Here is a 24423-nt window from a genome sequence, read left to right as displayed (position 1 = left end):
ATGACAGCGATAGTAGAAGCATTTGGAAAGCCGCATGTAAACGTGGGAACGATAGGACATGTGGATCATGGGAAGACAACGTTAACAGCGGCGATAACAAAGCATTATGGTAATTTTGTAGCATATGATCAAATAGATAAAGCGCCAGAAGAGAGAAAGAGAGGTATAACAATAGCAACAGCGCATGTTGAATATCAAACAGAAAAGAGACACTATGCACACGTTGATTGCCCTGGACATGCTGATTATGTAAAGAATATGATAGTAGGTGCAGCACAGATGGATGCAGCGATATTGGTAGTGTCAGGGGTTGATGGGCCGATGCCACAAACGAGAGAGCATATATTGCTGGCAAAACAGGTGGGTGTTGGATATATCGTGGTATATATAAATAAAGCTGATGTTGCTGATGCTGATATGATAGATTTGGTAGAAATGGAAGTGAGAGAGTTGCTGAGTAAGTATGGATTTCCAGGTGATGAAGTGCCTATGATAGTTGGGTCTGCGTTAAAAGCATTAGAGGATGATAGTAGTGAGTATGGAAAGAAATCAATAGATAAATTGATGGAGAAGTTAGATGAGTATGTGGCAGTACCTCCAAGGCCTATAGATTTGCCGTTTTTGTTGCCAATAGAAGATGTATTTTCAATATCGGGCCGAGGGACGGTAGTAACAGGAAGAATAGAGAAGGGGGAGATAAAGACAGGGGACGAGATAGAGATAATAGGTCTCAAAGGGACGCAAAAGACGATATGTACTGGTGTTGAGATGTTTAAGAAGTTGCTAGATAAGGGAAGTGCAGGACTCAATGTAGGAATACTACTAAGAGGAACAAAGAGAGAAGAAGTGGAGAGAGGGCAAGTATTGGCAAAACCAGGGACAATAACCCCGCATAAGAAATTTAATGCGGAGGTGTATATATTGAAGAAAGAAGAAGGAGGAAGGCATACACCATTTTTTGGAAATTATCAGCCACAGTTTTATTTAAGGACAACGGATGTAACTGGGAGCATAAAATTGCTAGATGGAAAGGAGATGGTAATGCCAGGGGACAATGTAAGTATAGAAGTGGAGTTGCAAGTACCAATAGCAATGGATAAAGGATTGCGTTTTGCGATAAGAGAAGGTGGTAGAACTGTTGGTTCTGGGGTTGTTTCGGAAATTTTAGAGTAAACTTTGAATTATAGGAGTGTAGCTCAATTGGTAGAGCGCTGGTCTCCAAAACCAGAGGTTGTAGGTTCAATTCCTATCGCTCCTGCATTAATATTATGGTAGAAATGTTAAAAAACCTGTATGTTTTTTTTTGCGATATGAAGCAAGAAATAAGGAGAATTGCTTGGATAAAAAAACAGCAAGTATTGTCATCTTTGTTTATTGTAATAATTGTTATATTATGCTTTTCGATTTTCTTTTACTTCGTAGATTTTATGTCTCTTTACATAATTAAGACTTTATTTGGAATTATTTATGGAATATAAGTATAAATGGTATATCATTAAAGTCGATTACGGGTATGAGAAGGATATATGCGAGTTGGCAATCAATACTGTTTACTTTAAGGAGGTGTTTATTCCTTATCAGACAGTATGTGATGTAAAATCTGATATAAAAGAGTTATGTGAAGTATATATATGTATGCATCTGTGTGATGAAAGCAAAAATATTTTGAATCAAATGACTGGGTTTTGTGGTGATGAGTCTGGTCATTTTGAGATGATTTCAGATGATGAAGTAATTTTAAAACGTAAGGAATTTAATAGGTATAAGTGGTACATTTTAAGAGTTGCCTCTAATTATGAAGAGAAAGTGCGCCAATATATATTAGAAAATTCTATGAGATTGAATATTAATAATTATTTTAATAGGGTTTTTATTCCTTGTGAAGAATTAAGTGAGATGGATTTAAAATCTAAAAAAAATGCTAAACGAAGGAAGTCCTTTCCTGGTTATGTCTTTTTATACATGAATTTATGCGATGAGGTATTAAATTTTATTAATAATATACCAAAATCTCTTAAGGTTTATGGATTTTTGAAAAATGGTAATGTTCCAAAGGTGATTGAGGATAATGAGATTCGCTCAATGTGTAGTGCGCTTTACAATGCTCAAGAAACGAAAAAGTTGAGTTATGGTTATGAGAAAGGTGAAAAAGTAAAAATTAATGATGGTCTTTTTCAAAATTTTACTGGTAAGGTAGATATGGTAAATGACGAGAAAAAAATTATTAATGTTGAAGTATCAATCTTAGGTAAGCCAACAATAATAGAGCTTGATTTGGCTCAAGTAGAGAAAATAGAGGATTAATTATGAGTAATATAGTTGCTAAGATTAACTTACTTATGGAAGCTGGGAAAGCAGTTCCAGGACCGAAAATTGCTTCAGTACTTGGCCCGCGTGGTATACCTGTTCCTAAATTTTGTGAAGCTTTTAATAAAGCTACTAGCGCTGCTAACGCTAGTCATAAAGTAGGTGATTTAGTAACAGTGAGAATTTCCATAAAGGATGATCGCTCTCATGATTTTACTGTCAGCGGTCCACCTGTGGCTTATTTGCTTAAGCAGGAAGCTAAATTAAGTAAAGGTTCTGGTAATTCTGGTAAAGAATTAGTGGCTAAATTATCTATGTCTGCTATCATTAAAGTGGCAAAGTGTAAGATGGTTGATATGAAAGTGGATAATGAAGATTCAGCAGTGAAGATGGTTATAGGCACTGCAAAATCTATGGGTATAGAAGTTGTGGAAGGTTAGGTAAATGAGTACATATAATGATAATTCTAAGCAGTGTTTGGAGAAGATTGTTGAGTCTGCTTCAGCAAAATTTAATGAATCAGTTGATATCGCAGTCAATTTAGGTGTAGATTCACGTAAATCTGAAGAGCAGGTGCGTGGTACAGTAGTTTTGCCTAAAGGTATCGGGAAGAATATTAAAGTAGCTGTTTTTGCTCAAGATAAACATTTATTAGAAGCTGAAAAAGCTGGTGCTGATATTACAGGAGGAGAAGATTTGGTTGAAGAGATAAAAAAAGGTAGAAAGTTGAATGTTGATTGGTGCATCACTACTCCTGATTTCATGGCAAAAATCACTTCTATTGCAAAAATATTGGGTGCTAAAGGGCTGATGCCTAACCCTAAATTTGGTACTGTGACTTCTAACATTGCGGAAGCTACTAAAACCATTAAGTCTGGTCAAATAAAATTCAGGACGGATAAAAATGGTGTTATTCATGGTAAATTAGGAAGTATTAAATTTGATATTGATGATTTGCTGGAAAATTTAAAAGCCTTTCTTAAAGTAATTAGAGACAATAAACCTGCTTCTGTGAAAGGAGTTTACTTTAAAAGCGTTTTTTTAAATTCAACTATGGGTAAAGCTCATAAAATAAACAAAGTAGAAGATATAATTTAAGGGAGCGAAATTGTGAAGCGTAAAGATAAGGATGAGTTTATACAAAACATAATGAATGTGTTTGTAAATAATGATTTCTTAATATTGGTAAATTTCAAGTCTATGAATGTTAGCAATTCATTAATTCTTAGGAATAGTCTAAAATCTGTAATGGGTGGGATGTTAGTAGTTAAAAATACTCTAGCTTGCTTGGCTTTGGAAAGGACTGGTAAATTTTCTTATTTATCAGGTAAATTTTCTGGTTCTGTTGCTATTATATACTCTAGCGCTATAGTAGAAGCTGCAAAGTTAATAGTTGATTTTATTAATGCTAACAAAGAAAAAATGTCTGTGATTTGTGCGGCTCATATAAATGAATTATTAACAGTGGAAGATGTTAATAAATTGGCTAAGCTTCCCTCTCTGGATGAATTACGTGTTAAAATTATGCGTTTAATATCTTATGATATTCCTGCTCGGTTAGCATTGTCTATTAATTCATCTTCTATGAGGCTTATGAGAGTTTTGGATTACTATAGTTCTAAAAAATAAATTTGTTGTTAAATAAGGTGGTCAGTATGAATAATGTAACAAGTGATTTGGTTGATAAAATATTATCTTTAAATCTATTAGAAGCTTCTGAACTTGTAAAAGTTCTAGAAGAAAAAATAGGGTTGCCTAGTGGTTCTTTTCTTGGTGGAGCTGTTGGTGCTGGGGTGCCTATTAGTGATAATGCTAATGCTCCTGTTGCTCAAGAAAAAGCTGAATATAAAGTTGTAATCAAAGAGATTGATGCAAGCAAAAAAATAGGAGTGATTAAAGCTATTAGAGAAGTTAATTCTACATTGAATTTAAAAGAAGCGAAAGAATTAGTTGAGTCTTTACCCAAAGATTTGACTGCTAATGTTTCTAAAGACGAAGCAGAAAAAATAAAGCAAAAACTTATTGAAGCAGGAGCAACTAAAGTTGAGCTTGAATAAAATGTTAGTATATTAATTTTATGTTGATATAGCTCTTTTAATTAGTGAAGGTATTTTAATGGTTGATTCTTCTTATATGTGTGCTTCTAGTGCTTTTGTTCCTAGAGTTTCTTATTCCAGGTCGATTGATTTAAAAGATTCTTTGTTGGATTTGGTTAAAGTCCAAAAGGGGTCATATAATTCCTTTACTCCTAATGATGAGAGTAATGAAAGACTTGAAGCTATCTTTCATACAATTTTTCCAATATCTGATCCTTTGCATAGGGCTACTATCGAATTTTTGAATTGTAGGGTAGATGATCTTAAGTATAGTGAATCTGAATGTATAAAACGTGGTATAACTTTTTCTGCTCAGGTTATTGCTTCTATACGTCTTGTTATTATGCAGGATGGTGTTTCTCTTGAAAAATATCAAGAGATTAAAGAAGATGATGATCATTCTAAGCTTGCAACTGTTATAAAATCTGCTGAAGAGCAGGAGGTTCGCTTTTGTGAACTGCCTATGATGACTGATAAAGGTACTTTCATCATCAATGGCGTAGAGAAAGTTATCGTTTCACAAATGCATAGATCTCCTGGAGTGTTTTTTGATAGTGATAAGGGAAAAACTTACAATTCTGGCAAATTAATCTATTCTGCTAGAGTTATTCCTTATAGAGGTTCTTGGCTTGATATTGAGTTTGATGTTAAAGATCATTTGTATTTTCGTATTGATAGAAAGAGAAAGTTGCCAATATCAGTTTTATTAAAGGCTTTGGGCTTATCAAACAATGACATACTTAATAAATTTTATGAAAAAATAGAGTATATAAAACATAAAAGTGGCTGGAGAGTACCTTTTTCCCCTGATAAATTCAAGGGAGTGAGGCTTCCTTTTGATTTAAAGAATGTTGAAGGCAATGTGTTACTTAAAGCTAATGTTCGTATTACTTCAAAATTAGCTAAAAATCTATATGATAACGGATTGAAAGAGTATCTAATTCCTTATGATTCTATATGTGGTTTATTTCTTGCAGAAGATTTAATAGATAGTGCTAGTTCTACAAAAGTCTTATCTGCTGGTGAATCTATAAAATTAGAGGATATAAAAAAGCTTGAATTATTATCTATAGATAAAATATCAGTGTTGAACATAGATAATGTTTCTGTTGGACCTTACATATTAAACACACTTTTCTTAGATGAAAACATGTCTTATGAGAACGCTCTATATGAAATATATAAGGTTTTGCGTCCTGGTGAAGTTCCTGTTTTAAAGATAGTAGAGGAGTTTTTTCGTAATCTTTTCTTCAGTTCGGAATATTATGATTTGTCTAACATTGGTAGATTAAAACTTAACTCTTGCCTTGGGTTAAATTATGAGGAAAATTTAACTACTTTAACACATGAAGACATTATTGAAATTATAAGAAAAATAGTATTGTTACGTGATGGTCAAGGATCTGTAGATGATATTGATCATTTAGCAAATAGAAGAGTCCGTTCAGTTGGAGAGTTTATAGAAAATCAATTTAGAACTGGATTATTAAAATTGGGACGGGCAGTAGTTGATTCTATGTCTACTTCTAGTTTAGATAAAGTCTCTCCATCTGATTTTATAAATCCAAAAGTGTTAACCAATGTCTTAAGAGATTTTTTCAACTCTTCCCAATTATCTCAATTTATGGATCAGACTAATCCATTATCTGAAATAACACATAAAAGAAGGTTGTCAGCGTTAGGTCCTGGTGGTTTAACAAGAGAGAGGGCGGGATTTGAAGTGCGTGATGTTCATCCAACTCATTACGGAAGAATTTGCCCTATTGAAACTCCTGAGGGGCAGAATATAGGCTTAATTAACAGCTTAGCTATATACGCTCGTATTAATAAATATGGGTTCATTGAAAGTCCTTATAGGAAAGTAGTTAATAAGGTTGTTACTGATCAAATTGAGTATCTGTCTGCTATAGATGAAGGTTTATATTATATAGCCGATACCAGCGCAAAGCTTGATGAGAACAACTGCTTTGTTGATGATATGTTATACTGTAGGTATGCTGGTACCTTTGTAATGGTAAATAGTAGTCAAGTAAGTTACATTGATTTATCTCCTAAGCAGGTAATATCGGTTGCTGCTTCTTTAATTCCATTTTTAGAAAATGATGATGCTAATAGAGCGTTAATGGGTTCAAATATGCAGCGTCAAGCTGTACCTTTATTGAAGCCTACTGCTCCTTTGGTTGCTACTGGCATGGAATCTTTCGTAGCTTCTGGCTCTGGTGCTGTAGTTTTAGCAAAACGTGGTGGCATAGTTGACAGCTCAGATAGTAACTCTATAGTTATACGTGCTTTTGACAAAGGAGGAATTAACTACTTGGATGTAGATATTTATCATCTAAGAAAATTTCAGCGTTCTAACCATAATACTTGTATTAACCAGAAACCACTGGTGCATGTAGGTGATTGTGTTAAGGAAGGTGATGTGATAGCTGATGGTCCTGCTATTAATAACGGTGAATTGGCACTTGGCCAAAACTTGCTAGTCGCTTTTATGTCTTGGCAAGGTTATAATTTTGAAGACTCAATCATTATTTCTAGTGAAGTTGTTAAAAAAGATCTATTTACTTCTATTCATATAGAAGAATTTGAATGTGTTGTACATGACACTCCTTTAGGGTCGGAAAAAATAACTCGTGCCATACCCGGTGTTAATGAAGAAAATCTTTATCACTTGGATGATAGTGGTATAGTAAAGGTTGGTACAAGAGTTGGTCCAGGTTATATTTTGGTGGGGAAAGTTACACCTAAGCATTCTCTTTCATTGCCTCCTGAGACAAAATTGTTAATGACAATTTTTGGTGAAAAGTCATTTGATTGTGTGGATTCCTCTTTATATACATCTCCAGATATTGAAGGGATAGTAATTGATGTGCAGGTCTTTACACGCAGAGGGGAAGAAGAAAACGAAAGGGCATTTCTTATTAAACAAAAAGAGGCAAACGACTTTGAGAAAGAACGAGACCATATAATCAATGTTATTAATCAATATTTCTATGATGAATTAAGAAAAATTCTTATTAATTCTGGCTCTCAAGATCGAGAAAGTATTAATTTTATTGAACGTGAGGGATGGTGGGATATAGGATTGAAAAACCAATCTATTTCTAAGCAAGTTGAGAGCTTAAAAAAAGATTTTGATGAAAAAGTATCACATGCGATAGCAAACTTTAAGCGAAAAGTAGAAAAATTGCATGAAGGCTATGATCTGCCTCAAGGTGTGTCGATGTCAGTAAAAGTTTTTATTGCTGTAAAACATAGTTTGCAGCCAGGGGATAAAATGGCTGGTAGACATGGAAATAAAGGTGTGATTTCTCGAGTTGTTCCAGTAGAAGATATGCCTTATTTAGAAGATGGTACTCCTATTGATATTATTCTTAACCCTCTTGGCGTTCCTTCGCGAATGAATGTAGGTCAAATATTGGAAACGCATGTAGGTTGGGCTTGTAAAAAATTAGGAGAAAAAGTAGGCAATATTCTTGATGAGATCAATAAAATCAAACGTGCTTTTTGTGAGGCAATTAGATCTCTCAGTGATGATGATTTTGAAAAATTTGCAGCATTATATCTTGATAATAAAAAATTTGAGGATATTAATGATGATGAAATAACGGCTTCTATTTTAGATACGCCTAATAAGGATGAATTAAATAATGAATTGACTACATTAGTAGAGAATTATTTCAACTCTTGTAAAGATGCACACAGTAGTTTACGTCACTTCCTGATTGAGGTTTATAGTTGTGGCAGTAATTTATCTATTTGTAATAACATTCGCGATATTAATGATAATCACCTCATTGAATTTGCGTATAAGTTGCGTGATGGCATTCCTGTTACTGCACCTGTATTTGAAGGTCCAAAAGATGAACAAATAGTAAAGCTATTTGAACTTGCTGGATTGGATAACTCTGGGCAAGTTGTATTATATGATGGTTGCTCGGGTGAGAAGTTTGATCGCAAAGTTACAGTTGGTTACATGTACATGCTTAAGTTGCATCACTTAGTAGATGGTAAAATTCATGCGCGTTCAGTAGGACCTTATAGTTTGGTTACTCAACAACCTCTTGGAGGAAAGTCTCATTTTGGTGGTCAGCGTTTTGGTGAAATGGAATGTTGGGCATTGCAAGCCTATGGTGCTGCTTACACTTTGCAGGAAATGTTAACTGTGAAGTCTGATGATATTAATGGCAGGGTTAAGATTTATGAATCGGTAATAAAAGGTGACAGTAACTTTGAATGTGGAATTCCTGAATCCTTTAATGTCATGATAAAAGAGTTGCGTTCCTTGTGTTTTAATGTGGATTTGAAGCAAAATGACATAGTAATTGAAGATATATCTCACACTAATATCGCACAATCTTTTAATGAGGTTAGCATTTCCATTGCTAGCCCTGAAAGTATTAAACGTATGTCTTATGGAGAGATAACAGATGTTTCAACTGCAAACTACCGTACATTCAAAGTTGAGAAAGGTGGATTATTTTGTCCTAAAATTTTTGGTCCTGTCAATGATGATGAATGTTTATGTGGAAAGTACAAAAAAAGAAGACATAGGGGCCGTATATGCGAAAAATGTGGAGTAGAAGTTACATCTTCTAAAGTAAGAAGAGAAAGAATGGGTCATATAGAGCTTGCATCTCCTGTTGCTCATATATGGTTTTTGAAGTCACTTCCTTCAAGAATTGGAGCATTATTAGATATGTCTCTTAGAGATATCGAAAGTATTTTGTATAGTGATAATTATGTTGTAATAGATCCTCTTGTTTCCTCTTTTGAAAAAGGTGAAATTATTAGTGAGAAAGCTTATAATGAAGCTAAAGATAGCTATGGGGTCGATAGCTTTATAGCTATGCAAGGTGTTGAAGCTATAAGAGAATTGCTAATACGCCTTGATTTACATGAAATTAGGAAGAATTTAAGACAGGAGTTAGAGTCTGTTGCTTCTGAAATGAGAAGAAAGAAAATTATAAAGAGATTACGTATTGTTGAAAATTTTATCAAGTCTGGAAACAGACCTGAGTGGATGATACTTACAGCTATACCTATTTTACCACCTGACTTGCGTCCCTTGGTATCCCTTGAAAGTGGTCGACCTGCAGTTTCTGATTTAAATCATCATTATAGAACTATTATTAATAGAAATAATAGATTGAGAAAATTGTTAAGTTTAAATCCTCCTGAGATTATGATTCGTAATGAGAAAAGAATGTTACAAGAGGCAGTTGATTCTCTTTTTGATAATAGTCGTCGTAATGCTCTGGTAAATAAAGCTGGCGCTACTGGATATAAAAAGTCTATTAGCGATATGCTGAAAGGAAAGCAAGGTCGTTTCCGTCAGAATCTTTTAGGAAAAAGGGTAGATTACTCTGGACGTTCTGTAATAGTTGTTGGTCCAACTTTGAAACTAAATCAGTGTGGATTACCGAAAAGAATGGCTCTTGAGTTATTCAAACCTTTTGTTTACTCAAGGCTTAAAATATATGGAATGGCTCCAACTATTAAATTTGCTAGTAAGTTAATAAGAGCAGAAAAGCCAGAAGTCTGGGATATGCTTGAAGAAGTAATAAAAGAGCATCCTGTTTTGCTAAATAGAGCGCCTACGCTACATAGGCTTGGTATTCAGGCTTTTGAGCCAGTCCTTATTGAAGGTAAAGCAATACAGCTTCATCCACTTGTTTGTACAGCATTTAACGCTGACTTTGATGGTGATCAAATGGCGGTACATGTGCCAATTTCATTGGAAGCTCAACTTGAAGCTAGAGTGTTGATGATGTCAATTAATAACGTTTTAAGTCCTTCTAATGGAAGACCGATTATAGTTCCTAGTAAAGATATAGTGCTTGGTATATACTACCTAACTTTACAGCAACTTAAGGAGGATGATTTACCACTTTTCTGTGCCTTTTGTGAAGTTGAGCATTCCTTAAACAACGGTACTCTACATATTCATTCTCATATAAAGTACAAAATGGAATACATCAATAGCGATGGAAACATTCAGTATAAAACTATTTTTACAACTCCTGGACGTTTAATATTATGGCAGATTTTTCCTAAACATAAGAATCTAAGCTTCGATTTAATAAATCAGGTATTAACAGTTAAGGAAATAACTAGCATTGTTGATTTAGTATATCGTAGCTGCGGTCAAAGTGCTACAGTGGTATTTTCTGATAAATTGATGACACTTGGCTTTGAGTATGCTACATTTTCCGGTACTTCTTTTAGTCGTTGCGATATGGTCATACCTGAAACTAAAGCTACACACGTTGATTATACAAGGGGTGAAATTAAGAAATTTTCTGCACAGTATCAAGACGGACTAATCACTAAAAGTGAGAGGTATAATAAAGTTATAGATGAGTGGTCTAAGTGCACAGATATAATAGCGAATGATATGTTAAAAGCGATATCTCTGTATGATGAAAATAGTAAGTACAATTCAATATATATGATGGTTAGCTCCGGTGCAAGAGGTTCTACTTCCCAGATGAAGCAGTTAGCAGGAATGCGAGGGTTAATGACCAAACCTTCTGGTGAAATTATAGAAACACCTATAATTTCTAATTTTCGCGAAGGATTAAATGTATTTGAATACTTTAATTCTACTCACGGTGCGCGTAAAGGTTTAGCTGATACTGCACTTAAAACTGCAAACTCTGGATACTTAACTCGTCGCTTGGTTGATGTATCTCAAAATTGCATAGTTACAAAACATGACTGTAAAACGAAAAATGGCCTTATTGTAAGAGCTATAGTTGAAGGTAGTACTATAGTTGCATCTCTAGAGAGTGTTGTACTGGGTAGGACAGCTGCAAATGATATATATAACCCAGTAACCAAAGAGTTATTATTAAAAGCAGGAGAACTAATTGATGAAGATAAAGTAAAGCAAATCAACATTGCAGGTCTTGATGCTATAAAAATTAGATCGCCTTTAACTTGTGAAATAAGTCCTGGTGTGTGTTCTTTGTGTTATGGAAGAGACCTTGCAACTGGTAAAATTGTTTCAATAGGTGAAGCAGTTGGTGTTATCGCTGCTCAATCTGTTGGAGAGCCAGGTACTCAGTTAACGATGCGTACTTTCCATATAGGTGGGGTAATGACTAGAGGTGTTGAATCCTCAAATATTATATCTTCTATTAATGCTAGAATAAAACTAAACAATAGTAATATAATTATAGATAAAAACGGAAATAAAATTGTGATAAGCCGTTCCTGTGAAGTCGTTTTAATTGATAGCCTTGGTAGTGAAAAATTGAAGCACAGTGTGCCTTATGGTGCTAAACTTTATGTAAATGAGGGTGAGTTAGTAAAAATTGGTGATAAAGTTGCGGAATGGGATCCGTATACACTACCTATTATTACGGAAAAGAGTGGTACAATATCTTACCAGGATTTAAAAGATGGAATTTCAATCACTGAAGTGATGGATGAATCTACAGGAATATCAAATAGAGTAGTAAAAGATTGGAAATTGCACTCTGGTGTAGCTAATTTACGTCCTCGTATTGCACTGCTTGATGATAATGAAAAAGTAATAACACTTTCAAGTGGTGTGGAAGCATGTTACTTTATACCAGTTGGTGCAGTGCTTAATGTACAGGATGGCCAAAAGGTTCATGCAGGTGATGTTATCACAAGAACGCCGAGAGAGTCAGTTAGAACTCGTGATATTACTGGTGGCTTGCCTAAGGTTATAGAATTATTTGAAGCACGTCGTCCTAAAGAGCATGCTATCGTTAGTGAAATAGATGGCTATGTAACGTTCTCTGAAAAAGACCGTAGAGGAAAACGCAGTATAGTAATTAAACCTTTAGATGAGCAAGCTTCTCCAGTTGAGTATTTAGTATCAAGAAGTAAGCATGTAATAGTCAATGAAGGTGATTTTGTGCGTAAAGGTGATTTATTGATGGATGGCGATCCTGATCTTCATGATATTCTACGTGTGCTTGGGTTAGAAGCGTTAGCACACTATATGATTTCTGAAATACAGCAAGTTTATAGATTGCAAGGTGTGCGCATAGATAACAAGCATTTAGAAGTGATCTTAAAGCAAATGCTACAAAAAGTAGAAATTACCGATCCTGGTGATACTATGTACTTAATTGGAGAAAATATCGACAGGCTGGAAATTGATAGAGAAAATGATGCTATGAATAACTCTGGAAAACGACCTGCTCATTATCTTCCTATTCTGCAGGGAATTACTAGAGCAAGCCTTGAAACTAATTCCTTTATTTCTGCTGCCTCTTTCCAAGAAACAACAAAAGTACTTACGGAAGCAGCATTTTGTGGAAAGAGTGATCCTTTGAGTGGGTTAAAAGAAAATGTTATAGTAGGAAGATTAATTCCTGCTGGTACGGGTTTGGTTATGAATAAGGTGAAAGCACTTTCGCTTTGTGAAAATATAGATAAATATGAAAAATATTTTGATATTGAGACTTATGACGAAAAATTGCTGAGTGATAATAGTTATCAATTACATTCTGATGAAGAAGAGAGTGTGGTGGTATCGCACTATGATCAGTCAAGTTGAATATAGCTAATGAGGTAGTATGTTTAATCTGTTTTTAACTAAAAAAATCAATTATATTTTCTTTCACCTCTGTGCTGTCTATTATGTTATTTACTCTTACACGAAATTCAGATGAGTTTTGAAGCCCGCTACTGTACCATCCTATATGTTTGCGGGCCATCTTTATTCCTGTATCGCTTCCATAGTACTCAAGAATACTGTCATAATGCTTGAGTATTATGCTTAATCTCTCTGAGGCTGTTGGCTCAGAAACTTTATTTCCACTCAAAAAGTTTATTGCTTGATTAATCAGCCAAGGTTTGCCGTAAGCACCACGACCTATCATTACTCCATCTGCTCCAGATTCTTTAAGTGCACTTTGAACATCATTCAAACTCTTAATATCTCCATTTACTATAACTGGAATTTTTACCTGCTCTTTAACATTTCTAACGAATTTCCAATCTGCTTGACCATTATAAAGCTGTGCCCTTGTCCTTCCATGTACAGTAATCATCTTTGCTCCCAAATCTTCTGCAATTTTTGCCAAGCGCGGAGCATTACGATTTTCGTCATTCCATCCAGTACGCATTTTTACTGTAACTGGCACACTCACTGCCTTGACTACAGCTTCTATTATCTCAGCAGCCTTTTTTTCATCACGCATAAGTGCTGACCCTGCGTAACCGTTTACAACTTTTTTAACTGGACAACCAAAATTTATATCTATGATTTTTGCACCCATGCCCTCATTTAACTTTGCAGCTTCCGCCATAACATCAGGCTCACAACCAGCAAGTTGTACAGCGGTTAGTTCATCGACTTTTGCTTTTTGCATGCTCTGGCGAGTTTGCATGATCATAGCTCTGCTTGCAATCATTTCTGAGACTAGCAAACTTGCACCAAGTTTCTTTACAATACTCCTAAATGGATAGTCAGTCACTCTAGACATTGGCGCTAAAATAACTGGAGAATCAATAGTTAGATTTCCTACTTGGAGAGACACAGGCTTTCTAGTTGCTAAAAAATGCATTTTTGACACTGTTATAAGCTGTTATTATAACATCTTGCACAAATGAACTTGTGGCAGGTTGTGTTTCCTCTTTCTTACTATCTTCAAGACTAAGCTGCTGTAGAGCATCATGTAAAATTCCACCTTCAGCAATAGCTTCTTTCCACTCTTCGTCCTCCATAAGTGCTTTTGTAAACTCTCTTCTTTTCTTTTGCAATTGTTCTGAACTAGGTTTGTATTTTGATAACTCTCTGTCAATTTCATCAAATGATTTATCCTCGTTGAACATTTGCGTAATCCTATGAGCATTTTCTAAAGCAAACACTCCACAATTACAGCCATCTTTTTGCTGCTTAGTTGGTGAGCTTCTTATGTTGTCATCATTTCCTATCTCCAACGTTTCCTGCAATATACTCACTATATAATTGCCATCAATTTGCTTACTAACTAATTTGTTTTTGTGTTTTCTTGCGCAATTTAATGTTTCTTGAACATCATCTTTTTTTTCCTTAAGGATGACATTGTCTGGATTATTTTCTTTTTCCCTTATCAAATCTCCGATTTCATTGTCTAAAGGCTCCACACATTCCGCAGTAATCTCATTAGCAAGACTTATATTATCTTTTATTGTTCCATCAATCTTATTTGGTAATTGAGTGCCAAATGAGTCACAATAGTAAGCTCTAAATTGTTTATTTGTTGATTCATATGTACCGACTAATGTTACCCAATGATAATTTCCTATATTAACAACTGCAGTAAATGTTTTTTTTGAGTTTTCCCGCTTTACTTCATTTTTGTACTCTTTTAACCTTTCATTTAATGAGTTTACATCTCCAGGAATAGAGAAAAATACATTATTCGTGGAGGATTCTGAATATCCATATTTCACTCTTGCAATATGCGCAATATCATGCTGCCGCAACAAGTAATCATATTTTTTGAGATTTGTCTGATGCATAAGAGTTTGTAAATCTCCATGAAACTCTTTGCCACCCAAACCACTATCTCCTGAAGCATTAGAATTTCTACGATTATTGTTACTTGAGGCAGGTTCACTTCCTGGTGCAATACCACTATCTGTAGATGGAGAATAGGAATTTCTACGTACCCTCTTATCCGAATCATTTGTTTGTCTTGATATAGTATCTAGTCTACTATCCAGTGATTTACTTCTTGTGAATTTTTGCTCTTTTGGACTCTTTTCTTCCTTTACAGTTCCTTTTTCATCAACATAACCTTTTACCAAGTAAAATAAAGGTTCAATAACCATCTTGTATGTCGCTGCAAGCACTATTCCCATTAAGATCCAAGCTATAGGGTTGGAGATGAGCATAGCAAGTGGTAAGGTTAAGAGGAAAGATCCCATTATCAATCCCAAACAGCCAATGGTAAATGTAGTCGCCAAATATATACAAAAAGCGTAGACAGCAAATCTTCCACTAGCCTTAAGTTTAGTGAAGTGAGTACTCTCTTTAGATTTATTGTATCTTTCTATGATGGCTAACATATTATATTTCAAGTTTATCAATTCTAGCAAATTATGAAGGTAAAATCAATATTAGCATTTATATGTAAAAATATTGAGCATTCAAAGCTTTTGAAGTAGAGTAATGATGTTAGTAATAGCACAACATATGCATGATATAGAACATATACGCAAAAACCCTAAAGGATTTGAAAAAGCAATAAAAAGCAGAGGGGTGAAAGAATTTACTACAGAAGAAATATTAGAGATAGACCATAAAAAAAGATTACTGACTACTAAATTGCAAGCTTTAAATAAGCAACGAAACGAGGTCACGGAAGAAATAAAGAGGCTTAAAATGAACAAAAGCCCATGTGAAGAACAAGTAAAGTTATCAAAAAGCATCACAAGTGAGATAGAGACAATCAGCCTCAAGGAGCAAACAGAAAAAAATAAGTTAGTGGATATTTTATCTAACTTACCAAATATTTCTGCACAAAATGTACCAATAGGTGAAGATGAGAGCTCCAACGTAGAAATCAGAAAATATGGAGAAAAAAGGCAATTTAGTTTTATGCCAAAATTTCATTATGAACTCGGAGAAAGGTTAGGCTTGATGGATTTTGAGCAAGCAGCAAAAATTTCTGGATCAAGGTTTACAATATTAAAAGGACAGTTAGCTAAGCTTGGACGAGCATTAATAAATTTTATGCTGGAAACACATGTTAATGAATTTGCCTATACTGAGGTTTATCACCCAGCCTTGGTGAAAAACGAGGCGATGTATAACGTTGGTCAGCTACCAAAATTTTCTGATGACTCATATTTAACTACCGATAAATTAAGATTAATTCCCACAAGTGAAGTAGTTTTAACAAATTTAGTTGCTGACAAAATAATAGAAGAAAAAGAACTGCCTATTCGTTTTACTGCATATTCAGAATGTTTTCGTAAAGAAGCTGGCAGTGCAGGACGAGATACAAGAGGTATGATAAGGCAACACCAATTTGGTAAAGTGGAATTAGTAAGCATCACAACTGAAGACCAGTCAAATGATGAGCTTGAACGCATGACAAATGCTGCTGAGGAAATATTAAAAAAATTAGAACTACCGTATAGAATAATGCTGCTTTGTAGTGGTGATATGGGCTTTGCTGCACAAAAGACTTATGATATAGAGGTATGGTTACCTGAGCAAAATAAGTACAGAGAAATATCAAGCTGCTCAAATTGCGGTACGTTCCAGGCAAGAAGAATGAACACTAAATACTTCTTAGAAACTGACAGAAAAACAAAAAAATACGTTCACACTTTAAACGGCTCAGCTTTAGCCATAGGAAGAACAATTGTTGCCATAATGGAGAACTATCAAAATTCCGATGGGTCAGTTACAATACCAAACGTGTTGCAAAGATACATGAGTAATGATACTGTTATAAGCAAACAATAATTTTGACATATAGAAAAGCGAGGAAATAAAGATGAAGGTTTTGGTTATAGGTTCTGGTGGGCGTGAGCATGCTTTACTTTGGGCTTTAAAGAAGTCTCCTACCTTGACTAAGTTATATGTTACTCCTGGTCGCCCGGCCATGGAGAATTTTGGAGTTCTTGTGAATATAGATATTCAAGATTCAGTGGATGTTACACAATTTTGCAAGAAAAAAAATATAGAGCTAGTGATTATTGGTCCAGAGCAGCCGATAATTAATGGCCTTGCTGATGATTTAACTGCGGAGGGGATAAACGTTTTTGCTCCAAGTCAAGCAGCTGCAAAACTTGAGGCATCAAAGTCTTTTACGAAGGAACTATGTAAACAATATGGTATACCGACCGCCAAGTATGAACGTTTTATTGATGAAAGGTTAGCTAAAAATTTTGTCCGTAGTAATAAAATAAAATTTCCGCTTGTAATTAAAGCAAATGGAATTGCAGCAGGGAAAGGCGTCATAATATGCCACACAGAAAATGAAGCTTTTTCAGCAATAGATTCAATGCTAGTGGAGAAAAATCTTGGTGAGTCAGGTGAAGAAATAATCATAGAAGAGTTTTTAATTGGAGAGGAAGTAAGTTTTTTTGCTCTTATTGATGGGTTGAAGGTAGTAACCCTTGGGTGTGCAAAAGATTACAAGAGAGTTGGTGAAAATAACGAGGGACAAAATACTGGAGGCATGGGGTCATACTCATCACCTTCGATTATAAGTAAGGAGATGGAGCAAAAAATTGTTCAAAAAATAATATATCCTACAATTCAAGCACTGACTAACATGGGAACATCCTATAAAGGCGTACTCTTTGCTGGTTTAATGATTTGCAAAGATAGTCCAAAGCTTCTTGAGTATAATGTTAGGTTTGGGGATCCGGAAATACAATCTATTTTACCTAGACTTGATCCAAATTGTGATTTGTTAAAGTTGATGTTGTCAGTTGCAGAAGGCAAGTTAAATACAAAAATGGTGGAGTTTAATCACAAAACTACAGTTTGTGTAGTTGTTGCAAGTAAAGGCTATCCTGGTGATTATCAAAAAGGAGAGGTAATTAAAGGATTGGATAAAATTGAAAACATTCCTGGTGTGCTAGTTTTTCATGCTGGTACTAAGTTGGATGAAAGTGGTAATTGGATTTCCGATGGCGGAAGAGTGCTAAATATAGTAGGAGAAGGAAACACTGTGGAAGAAGCTAAAAGTAAAGTGTACTCAGCGTTAAATTTTCTAGAATGGTCAGATGGGTTCTTCAGGTATGATATTGGTAGTTAATTTAGCTCATGCAGAAACAAAAAAAGTCACTTTGTAAGCAGTAAACTAAAGAAAAACATGATATCTGTTCAGATTCATGTGAAACCAGTGCTTCTTTTCTTGTCATGAAAGTAGCTGACACTGGGATCCAGGTTGATGAAAGCACACTAGCATAGAAAGTGGTTACAACGTTTTCGATGAGATTATATGGAAAACTGGATTCCAGTGTCAAGCACTGGAATGACACCCTCTATTATGCAAATTACCTGCTAATTGCAATGTTCGTACAGATGTGGGTCACGCGCTAGAATAACACCCTTGGTGGTAACAACTAAAGAAAAATATCAACTAGGTTTATAGTATACCACTACTGTTTTTGCAATTTTGTCATAAAATGTTTGTTTGTGCTGGTCGAATATTGTAAACATTAAAACTGAGGTTAGTACAATAAAAAAACATCCAGAAACATAATCAGGCAGAGGATAAGATAGCAAATTACAAATAGTCCACATGCCGTCCTTAAAAAAATATCTTCTTATTGCTTGTTTTAGAGTAACATTTTTAAATGTGTTTGAATCTTTTATATATATTCCGCACAGTAATTTCCCTGGAGTGCCATCAAATCTTATTGTCATTAGCATATTAAAAATTATATATATTGGTAGTATCACCATAAAAACTGTCATGCGGATAACTATCTTGTAAGTATTGTCTGCATCGTTGTATGATGTAGATGAATGATGTAGAGAATATAGAAAAAATAATATAATAAAGGCTATTATTACCCATAAAACACAATCAATTACAGATGCGAAGTCTCGCCTAAACATCCCTGCATAACTTATTTTAGTATCCATACACTTTCCATATTTTGCAATGCTATAACCAGTATAAAAGTTCATTATTAAATAACCGTAAATATGCTATTTTAGCAACATTGACCCACTTTATTATTTGAATTAACATTAAATCATTTACAGTTAAGGAAGTTATGTCAACATCAGTCACAGTTGCGTATGGTGATGGTATCGGACCAGAAATTATGGAAGCGGTGCTGTCGATATTGCGTGAAGCGAAAGCAAAGATCTCAATAGATATTATTGAAATAGGGGAGCGTGTTTATAGTAAGGAATGGTCTCATGGAATTTCTCCGAGTGGTTGGGAATCTATCGAAAGGACAAAGATATTACTCAAATCTCCAACAACAACCCCTCAAGGTAAAGGGCACAAAAGCTTAAACGTTGCACTCAGAAAGAACTTAGGGCTGTATGCAAACATTAGACCATGCATTTCGTATCACCCTGTTATAGAAAATAAATTCGATAAATTTGATGTTGTTGTAATACGTGAAAATGAAGAGGACGTTTATACGGGAATAGAGCATAGGCTCACTGGTGACTCGTACCAATGCACTAAAATTATTACTAGATCTGGTTCAGAAAAAATATGCAGGTACGCTTTTGAATATGCGAAAAAACATAACAGAAAAAAAGTAACTTGCCTGACTAAAGACAACATAATGAAAATGACTGACGGCGCTTTTCATGCAGCGTTTGATCGTATTGCAAAAGAATACCCAAATATAAAGATAGAACATTATATAGTTGATATTGGAATGGCAAAAGTTGCTACAGAGCCCGAGAATTTCGATGTTATAGTAACTGAAAATCTATATGGCGACATATTATCAGACATAGTGGCACAAACCTCAGGTTCTGTAGGGCTTGCAGGAAGTAGCAATATAGGTAATGAATATGCAATGTTTGAAGCAGTGCACGGTTCTGCTCCTGATATTGCAGGAAAAAACATGGCTAATCCTTCTGGTCTTTTAAATGCCGCAGTACATGTGTTGGTCTATATTGGTCAAGTGAGTACTGCAAAACTAATCTATGATGCATGGCTGAAGACTTTGGAGGATGGAATACACACTGCCGATTTATATAAGAAGAAAAGGAGTAAGCAGAAAGTTGGTACCAAAGAATTTGCAAAAGCTGTTATAGATAATCTAGGGAAAAAACCCACAACGTTATCTGAGCTTATAATTAGCAGTGATTCGGATAGTAAAATAAATAAAGTACAAGACAATTACGAACAAGATTACAAAGTTAAAAAGCTAGTGGGTAGTGATATAACGCTTGCCTGGGATAAATCCAACAATTTTGATCAAATAGTTAGGTTATTTGAATCGAGTAATCTGAAAATGATAGCAATATACTCAAAAGGACTTGCAATTTGGCCAGGAGGATCAAAGTCTTCAAGTGACCAAATAACCTGCAGGTTCATTGCAAATAATGAAATTACAAATAGTGATGTGAATAACTTGCTAGTCAAATTTGAGGAACATAATTTTGATGTGGTGAGAATGGATAAGTTGTATTTGTATGATGGGAAAGGGGGTTTCTTCTCTTAGTGGTTGCTTGATATTTTTATGCTTTTGTGAAACATTAAATATATTATACTAATAGTATCGTGTATTTATGTGAGGTGTAGTAATGAGTCAACATTTTAAGTTAACTGGTCAGGAGTTTTATGATAATAATGATCTGTTTAACGTACTAGAGATAAAAGCTGAACAAATTGTAGGTAAGGATTATCAAGCTCTTAGCAAGTTTCTGGAAAAACAATATAATAAATTGATACTTGTAAACCATCCTGACAAAGGTGGAGACAAAAATAGATTTGATCAGATTTATAAAGCTTATCAAGATCTAAAAAAGTACATTGAACCTTTGGAGTCAGGAAATCCTTGTGTTAAAGTCAGTGTTGTTGCTGAAAGTAATGGACGTTTAACGGCAAGAGAGTTTCACTATAGGAGAAAGTTGTTTAACGAGCTAAAAATCAGTGAGGAAGAAGCTGTAGGTAAAGATTTTGATGGGTTGATTGCTATACTAAAAAGAAATGATTGTTCGTTTGGAGAAGACCTAAAAAGCTATAATGAACTTCAAGCTCAAATAGAGAGGATTTTGCTAAATCCAAATTTAGATAATTCTCAGAAGAGTGTACAAAGTGCAAAGTTAATGCAAGAGTTATATCAATATATAGCAAAGCCAAGCATACAATTATTCAATTATATTACTCCTCTAAAAGAAAAGAGAAGCCTAATTGAAGAAGATAAAAAGACATTAGCATTGAAATTTATAGAGCGCAAAAATGCTCTAATGTTAGTACCAAAAATAAGTTTTCTGCCTTTAGCTATATTAACTACAATTACTATAGGTTGCTATTTTTCATGGTGGATCATAGCACTTAATATCATTATTAATAACGCCTCTCGTTTATTAGTAGGTCATTATATGAAAAAGTATGCCAATTCAGAAATTTCTATTGATGAATTCATAAGTAAGATGAGCTATATCGAGCTAAGCAGTAAATTTCTTATCAACTATCCTTTAGCTGCTTTTTCTGTTTATTTAGTTACAATAAATTTCATTGCTAATGGATTAACTGTTGGTGGAGCTGTACTTGGTTCACTATTGTTATTGGCAGTATTAATTGAAATGTTAGCTCCTGTTTTCTCAAAAGGCTGTGAAATATATGCTGAAAAGCACGCAAAAGATTTATTAGAGGAAGATCCAAGAGATAGAGTACAAAAGGAAACTAATCTGTTAGGACGGTATGATCCACGAAGGCTATTAATGCCGATAATTATGCCTCTTGTTAGAAAGTGTTTTGCAGAAGTGGCAAGCGAATTTGCTGAAAGGAATTTTGATGAGGTAAAAACTGATATGTCTGATGTTAATACTGAAGGACTATCTAATCCTCAAGCAATTGAATTTGCACAGCAAACAGTATAGTATAAGCTTTTAGCTCTATGCATGGACTCAAAAAAAGTAGAATTAATATTTGAAAAATTTCAACAGTCAAATCCTGCGCCAAAAATAGAGCTAAATTATACCAATCATTTTACGTTATTAGTTGCAATAGTTCTGTCAGCGCGGACGACCGATATAAGTGTTAATAAAATTACAAAGGAGCTATTTAGTATCGCTGATACGCCAGAAAAAATGTTGAATCTTGGGCAAAGTGAGCTGAGAAAATACATAAGCAGTATCAACTATGTTTTTTAAAAAATTTTTTATTGTGTAATTTTGCAACTTGATCCAATCATGTAGGTAATAAAAATCCATTCGTCATAGGAATAGAATTTTATGTCAAACAGCTATTGCCTGCTTAAGCCAATGAATATGTGAATAAGTACTTTAAGTTTGTGTGGACGTACTTATTCACAATATTCATTGTCAGTTGCTACTGTGTGAAGCAATTGCTGCTTTAAGTCTTGCATTAGCAATTACTATAATTTTACGCATAAGAGCTGTTATAGCCACCATCTTCTTCTTACCACTTTCAACAAGCTTAGAATAAAAGGCACCAAGTACAGATTTTGACTTTGTAACAGCTATGGCTGATATGAAGAGCTTTGAACGAACATTACTTCTACCGCCCATAATCCTTCGGTAACCAACAGCTTTACCACTTTCCTTAGGATGAGGTGCTACTCCGGCAAGACTTGCTACTTCTTTTCTACTTAAGTAGCCAAGCTCTGGCATTAAACACAAAAAATCTTGTGATAACTTTTTGCCTATTCCAGGAACTGTTTTAAGGATTTTTTGACGTTGTTGTAGCTCATGGCTTTCATCAATAATTTTTTGTATAGTGTCATTGAGTTCGTTTATTTGATTATTGAAAAATTCAATGGTCTTCTGGCAACTTTCCTTTATATGGTCATTTTCAGGAGCTTCCAGTCTACACTTTTCCTGAGTTCTCATTTGCGTAATGTCATCACGACGTTGACACAGTGCAGCTAGAGTTGATTGTTCTTTTGAAGTAGGTACAAATAGAGAGAGAGTTTTATGGCGTTCACATCCGTATTGAGCAAGAGCCATCGCATCTGATTTATCAGACTTTGCTAAAGTTTCGTGAGACAAGATAAAACTTTTTACTTTTCGAGTATTTGCTTGATGTACTGCAATATTCTTGCCAACAAGAAAATGTGATAAACCAAGCTCATATTTGCCTGTATTTTCTAAAGTTACCAAAGAATTAGGTAGAATATCTGAAAACTTTTTAAACAACAGTTGCCAACCATCAGCATTATTGTCGAACTTGATAATGTTATTTTGGTTGTAAACTGCAGCAACATTTTTAAATTTTCCGATGTCAATGCCAATAAAATTTTGATAAGATGTAACCATAATAAATCTCGATAGTTTTAGTTAATTTAAGATTGTAAACGGGCGTATATATATTTCCCAAACAACTATTCAAACGTATCGAGAGATAGGGCTAGTGTACCTTGATACAAACGGTTGTAATACCAATTGGTTTTCGGTCGCACACGCCCGTGATAACTCTATTCCTATAGTGAGTAGAGTTATCTTCCCTCTTACTTCATTTATATCATGTTTTTAACTTACAATTGGTTTATATAATTCCAAAGCAAAAAATATAATCGGGCTCAGCAAAATATTGATTGAGAGGTACAATAGCAAAGTGCCTACTAATTTCGATGATTTGGTATCTTTACCAGGGGTTGGGAGAAAGAGCGCTAATGTGTTCTTAAATTCAGGGCTTGGTATTCCAACATTGGCAATTGATACTCATGTTTTTAGAGTAAGCAATAGAGTTGGGCTTGTGAAAGAAAAAGATATATTTAAAACAGAGCAATCTCTTTTGAATGTGGTTCCAAAAAAATACCTGCTTTATGCTCATCATTGGCTAGTTTTACACGGTAGATACATTTGCAAGGCACAAAAACCTTTGTGTGAAACATGCATAATTCATGATTTATGTGAGTTTGAATGCAAGAGGTTAGTATCTCTTCTTTTTTAATTCAAGTAGCTCACAGAGGTGAAAAAGATTACTTTACACATTTTTCCATTTTCCTTATCATAAGACTGAAGGTATTTTATTATCTTCAATCTGTGCAGATTAAACGACAAAAGTATTATACAGTTGGCGTCTTATTTTTAATTTTTTGCACTACGTGCACCTTATGTCTTCACAATATTTCTAGGTTTTTACCTAACATAAGCTGAAACGAGCTTATAAAACGTTTAAGACAGTATAGAACGCCAATTTTCAGGATTAGAGAGTAACAACTAGCTAACGTGAGAGATCTTTTGCCTGGTTGGAAAAATGTAGGCGACTTTGGAAAAATTGCGAGCGTAAACTTAATACTAGCCTACAAATTTGCTTTTACTTCTTTCCTCCTCAAAAGATTATGAACAGGTTCTAAGAGATAAGAAATATAAACCAAAAAGCCATTGGATGACAAAGTTAATGCTTTTTTA

The 24423-nt window shown here is 34.5% G+C and carries 16 protein-coding genes, 1 tRNA gene and 4 pseudogenes; 17 read left to right on the top strand and 4 right to left on the bottom strand.

Annotated features, from left to right (window positions below):
* The 9 genes from tuf to OM967_RS03595 all read left to right on the top strand — a co-directional run bounded on the left by tuf (position 1) and on the right by OM967_RS03595 (position 12942).
* A complete protein-coding gene (gene tuf / locus OM967_RS03635; RefSeq protein ID WP_211907845.1) occupies positions 1 to 1173 on the top strand; it encodes an elongation factor Tu in 1173 nt (390 codons plus the stop codon).
* Between the two features lie 12 nt (positions 1174 to 1185).
* A tRNA-Trp gene (locus tag OM967_RS03630) sits at positions 1186 to 1258 on the top strand.
* Between the two features lie 10 nt (positions 1259 to 1268).
* Positions 1269 to 1478: a preprotein translocase subunit SecE gene (secE, locus tag OM967_RS03625; protein WP_319606905.1), complete on the top strand. Its 210-nt coding sequence runs from the start codon at positions 1269 to 1271 to the stop codon at positions 1476 to 1478.
* Complete coding sequence (gene nusG / locus OM967_RS03620; RefSeq protein ID WP_250120084.1) at positions 1468 to 2304, top strand: transcription termination/antitermination protein NusG; 837 nt, start codon at positions 1468 to 1470, stop codon at positions 2302 to 2304. Before secE ends, nusG begins: the two co-directional genes overlap by 11 nt.
* Positions 2305 to 2306: 2 nt before the next feature.
* Positions 2307 to 2747, top strand: coding sequence for a 50S ribosomal protein L11 (locus OM967_RS03615; protein WP_250120083.1), 441 nt, complete (start codon positions 2307 to 2309; stop codon positions 2745 to 2747).
* A 4-nt stretch (positions 2748 to 2751) separates the two neighbouring features.
* A complete protein-coding gene (gene rplA / locus OM967_RS03610) occupies positions 2752 to 3405 on the top strand; it encodes a 50S ribosomal protein L1 (protein WP_250120082.1) in 654 nt (217 codons plus the stop codon).
* Positions 3406 to 3417: 12 nt separating this feature from the next.
* Positions 3418 to 3936 carry a 50S ribosomal protein L10 gene (rplJ, locus tag OM967_RS03605; protein ID WP_007301987.1) on the top strand — a complete coding sequence of 173 codons (519 nt, stop codon included), beginning with the start codon at positions 3418 to 3420 and terminating at the stop codon, positions 3934 to 3936.
* 26 nt (positions 3937 to 3962) lie between these two features.
* On the top strand, positions 3963 to 4364 hold the full coding sequence (gene rplL, locus OM967_RS03600) for a 50S ribosomal protein L7/L12 (RefSeq protein ID WP_007301986.1): 402 nt from the start codon (positions 3963 to 3965) through the stop codon (positions 4362 to 4364).
* Positions 4365 to 4422: 58 nt separating this feature from the next.
* The gene (locus OM967_RS03595) at positions 4423 to 12942 is read left to right on the top strand and encodes a DNA-directed RNA polymerase subunit beta/beta' (RefSeq protein ID WP_264337639.1); all 8520 of its coding nucleotides are present in this window, start codon (positions 4423 to 4425) and stop codon (positions 12940 to 12942) included.
* A gap of 34 nt (positions 12943 to 12976) precedes the next feature.
* On the opposite strand, the gene dusB is transcribed toward OM967_RS03595, so the two are convergent.
* Positions 12977 to 13954 (bottom strand): tRNA dihydrouridine synthase DusB, encoded by a 978-nt coding sequence (gene dusB / locus OM967_RS03590; RefSeq protein ID WP_405197054.1) that lies wholly within the window; start codon positions 13952 to 13954, stop codon positions 12977 to 12979.
* The gene (locus OM967_RS03585) at positions 13935 to 15341 is read right to left on the bottom strand and encodes a hypothetical protein (RefSeq protein WP_264337638.1); all 1407 of its coding nucleotides are present in this window, start codon (positions 15339 to 15341) and stop codon (positions 13935 to 13937) included. The genes dusB and OM967_RS03585 overlap by 20 nt, the downstream gene beginning before the upstream one ends.
* Before the next feature lie 229 nt (positions 15342 to 15570).
* Between OM967_RS03585 and serS the strand changes: the two genes are divergently transcribed.
* The 3 genes and pseudogenes from serS to OM967_RS08235 form a co-directional block, all read left to right on the top strand.
* Positions 15571 to 16851: a serine--tRNA ligase gene (serS, locus tag OM967_RS03580; RefSeq protein ID WP_264337884.1), complete on the top strand. Its 1281-nt coding sequence runs from the start codon at positions 15571 to 15573 to the stop codon at positions 16849 to 16851.
* A gap of 31 nt (positions 16852 to 16882) precedes the next feature.
* Positions 16883 to 18154 carry a phosphoribosylamine--glycine ligase gene (gene purD / locus OM967_RS03575; RefSeq protein WP_264337637.1) on the top strand — a complete coding sequence of 424 codons (1272 nt, stop codon included), beginning with the start codon at positions 16883 to 16885 and terminating at the stop codon, positions 18152 to 18154.
* 183 nt (positions 18155 to 18337) lie between these two features.
* Positions 18338 to 18403: pseudogene (locus tag OM967_RS08235) on the top strand (WPE palindromic element domain-containing protein); the annotation flags it as partial.
* A gap of 74 nt (positions 18404 to 18477) precedes the next feature.
* Here the strand turns inward: OM967_RS08235 and OM967_RS03570 are convergent.
* Positions 18478 to 19035 carry an RDD family protein gene (locus OM967_RS03570; RefSeq protein WP_264337636.1) on the bottom strand — a complete coding sequence of 186 codons (558 nt, stop codon included), beginning with the start codon at positions 19033 to 19035 and terminating at the stop codon, positions 18478 to 18480.
* 89 nt (positions 19036 to 19124) lie between these two features.
* Between OM967_RS03570 and icd the strand changes: the two genes are divergently transcribed.
* The 3 genes and pseudogenes from icd to OM967_RS03555 form a co-directional block, all read left to right on the top strand.
* Positions 19125 to 20543, top strand: a complete 1419-nt coding sequence (gene icd / locus OM967_RS03565) for an isocitrate dehydrogenase (RefSeq protein WP_264337635.1) — start codon at positions 19125 to 19127, stop codon at positions 20541 to 20543.
* A gap of 82 nt (positions 20544 to 20625) precedes the next feature.
* Positions 20626 to 21927, top strand: a complete 1302-nt coding sequence (locus tag OM967_RS03560; RefSeq protein ID WP_211908487.1) for a molecular chaperone DnaJ — start codon at positions 20626 to 20628, stop codon at positions 21925 to 21927.
* Between the two features lie 21 nt (positions 21928 to 21948).
* Positions 21949 to 22185 (top strand): annotated as a pseudogene (locus OM967_RS03555) (endonuclease III domain-containing protein); the annotation flags it as partial.
* 186 nt (positions 22186 to 22371) lie between these two features.
* Here OM967_RS03555 and OM967_RS03550 read toward each other — a convergent pair.
* A complete protein-coding gene (locus tag OM967_RS03550) occupies positions 22372 to 23325 on the bottom strand; it encodes an IS110 family RNA-guided transposase (RefSeq protein WP_264337634.1) in 954 nt (317 codons plus the stop codon).
* Positions 23326 to 23545: 220 nt separating this feature from the next.
* Between OM967_RS03550 and OM967_RS03545 the strand changes: the two are divergent.
* Both OM967_RS03545 and OM967_RS03540 read left to right on the top strand, forming a co-directional pair.
* Positions 23546 to 23962, top strand: a pseudogene (locus tag OM967_RS03545) (endonuclease III domain-containing protein); the annotation flags it as partial.
* Positions 23963 to 24242: 280 nt separating this feature from the next.
* A pseudogene (locus OM967_RS03540) lies at positions 24243 to 24357 on the top strand (IS5/IS1182 family transposase); the annotation flags it as partial.
* Positions 24358 to 24423: the final 66 nt, after the last annotated feature.

This window comes from Wolbachia endosymbiont (group B) of Dolichovespula media (assembly GCF_947179505.1).
In the GTDB taxonomy this organism is placed as follows: Bacteria; Pseudomonadota; Alphaproteobacteria; order Rickettsiales; family Anaplasmataceae; genus Wolbachia.
Note: the sequence above shows the minus strand (reverse complement) of the source record. Positions and strands in the feature narration are given on the sequence as shown.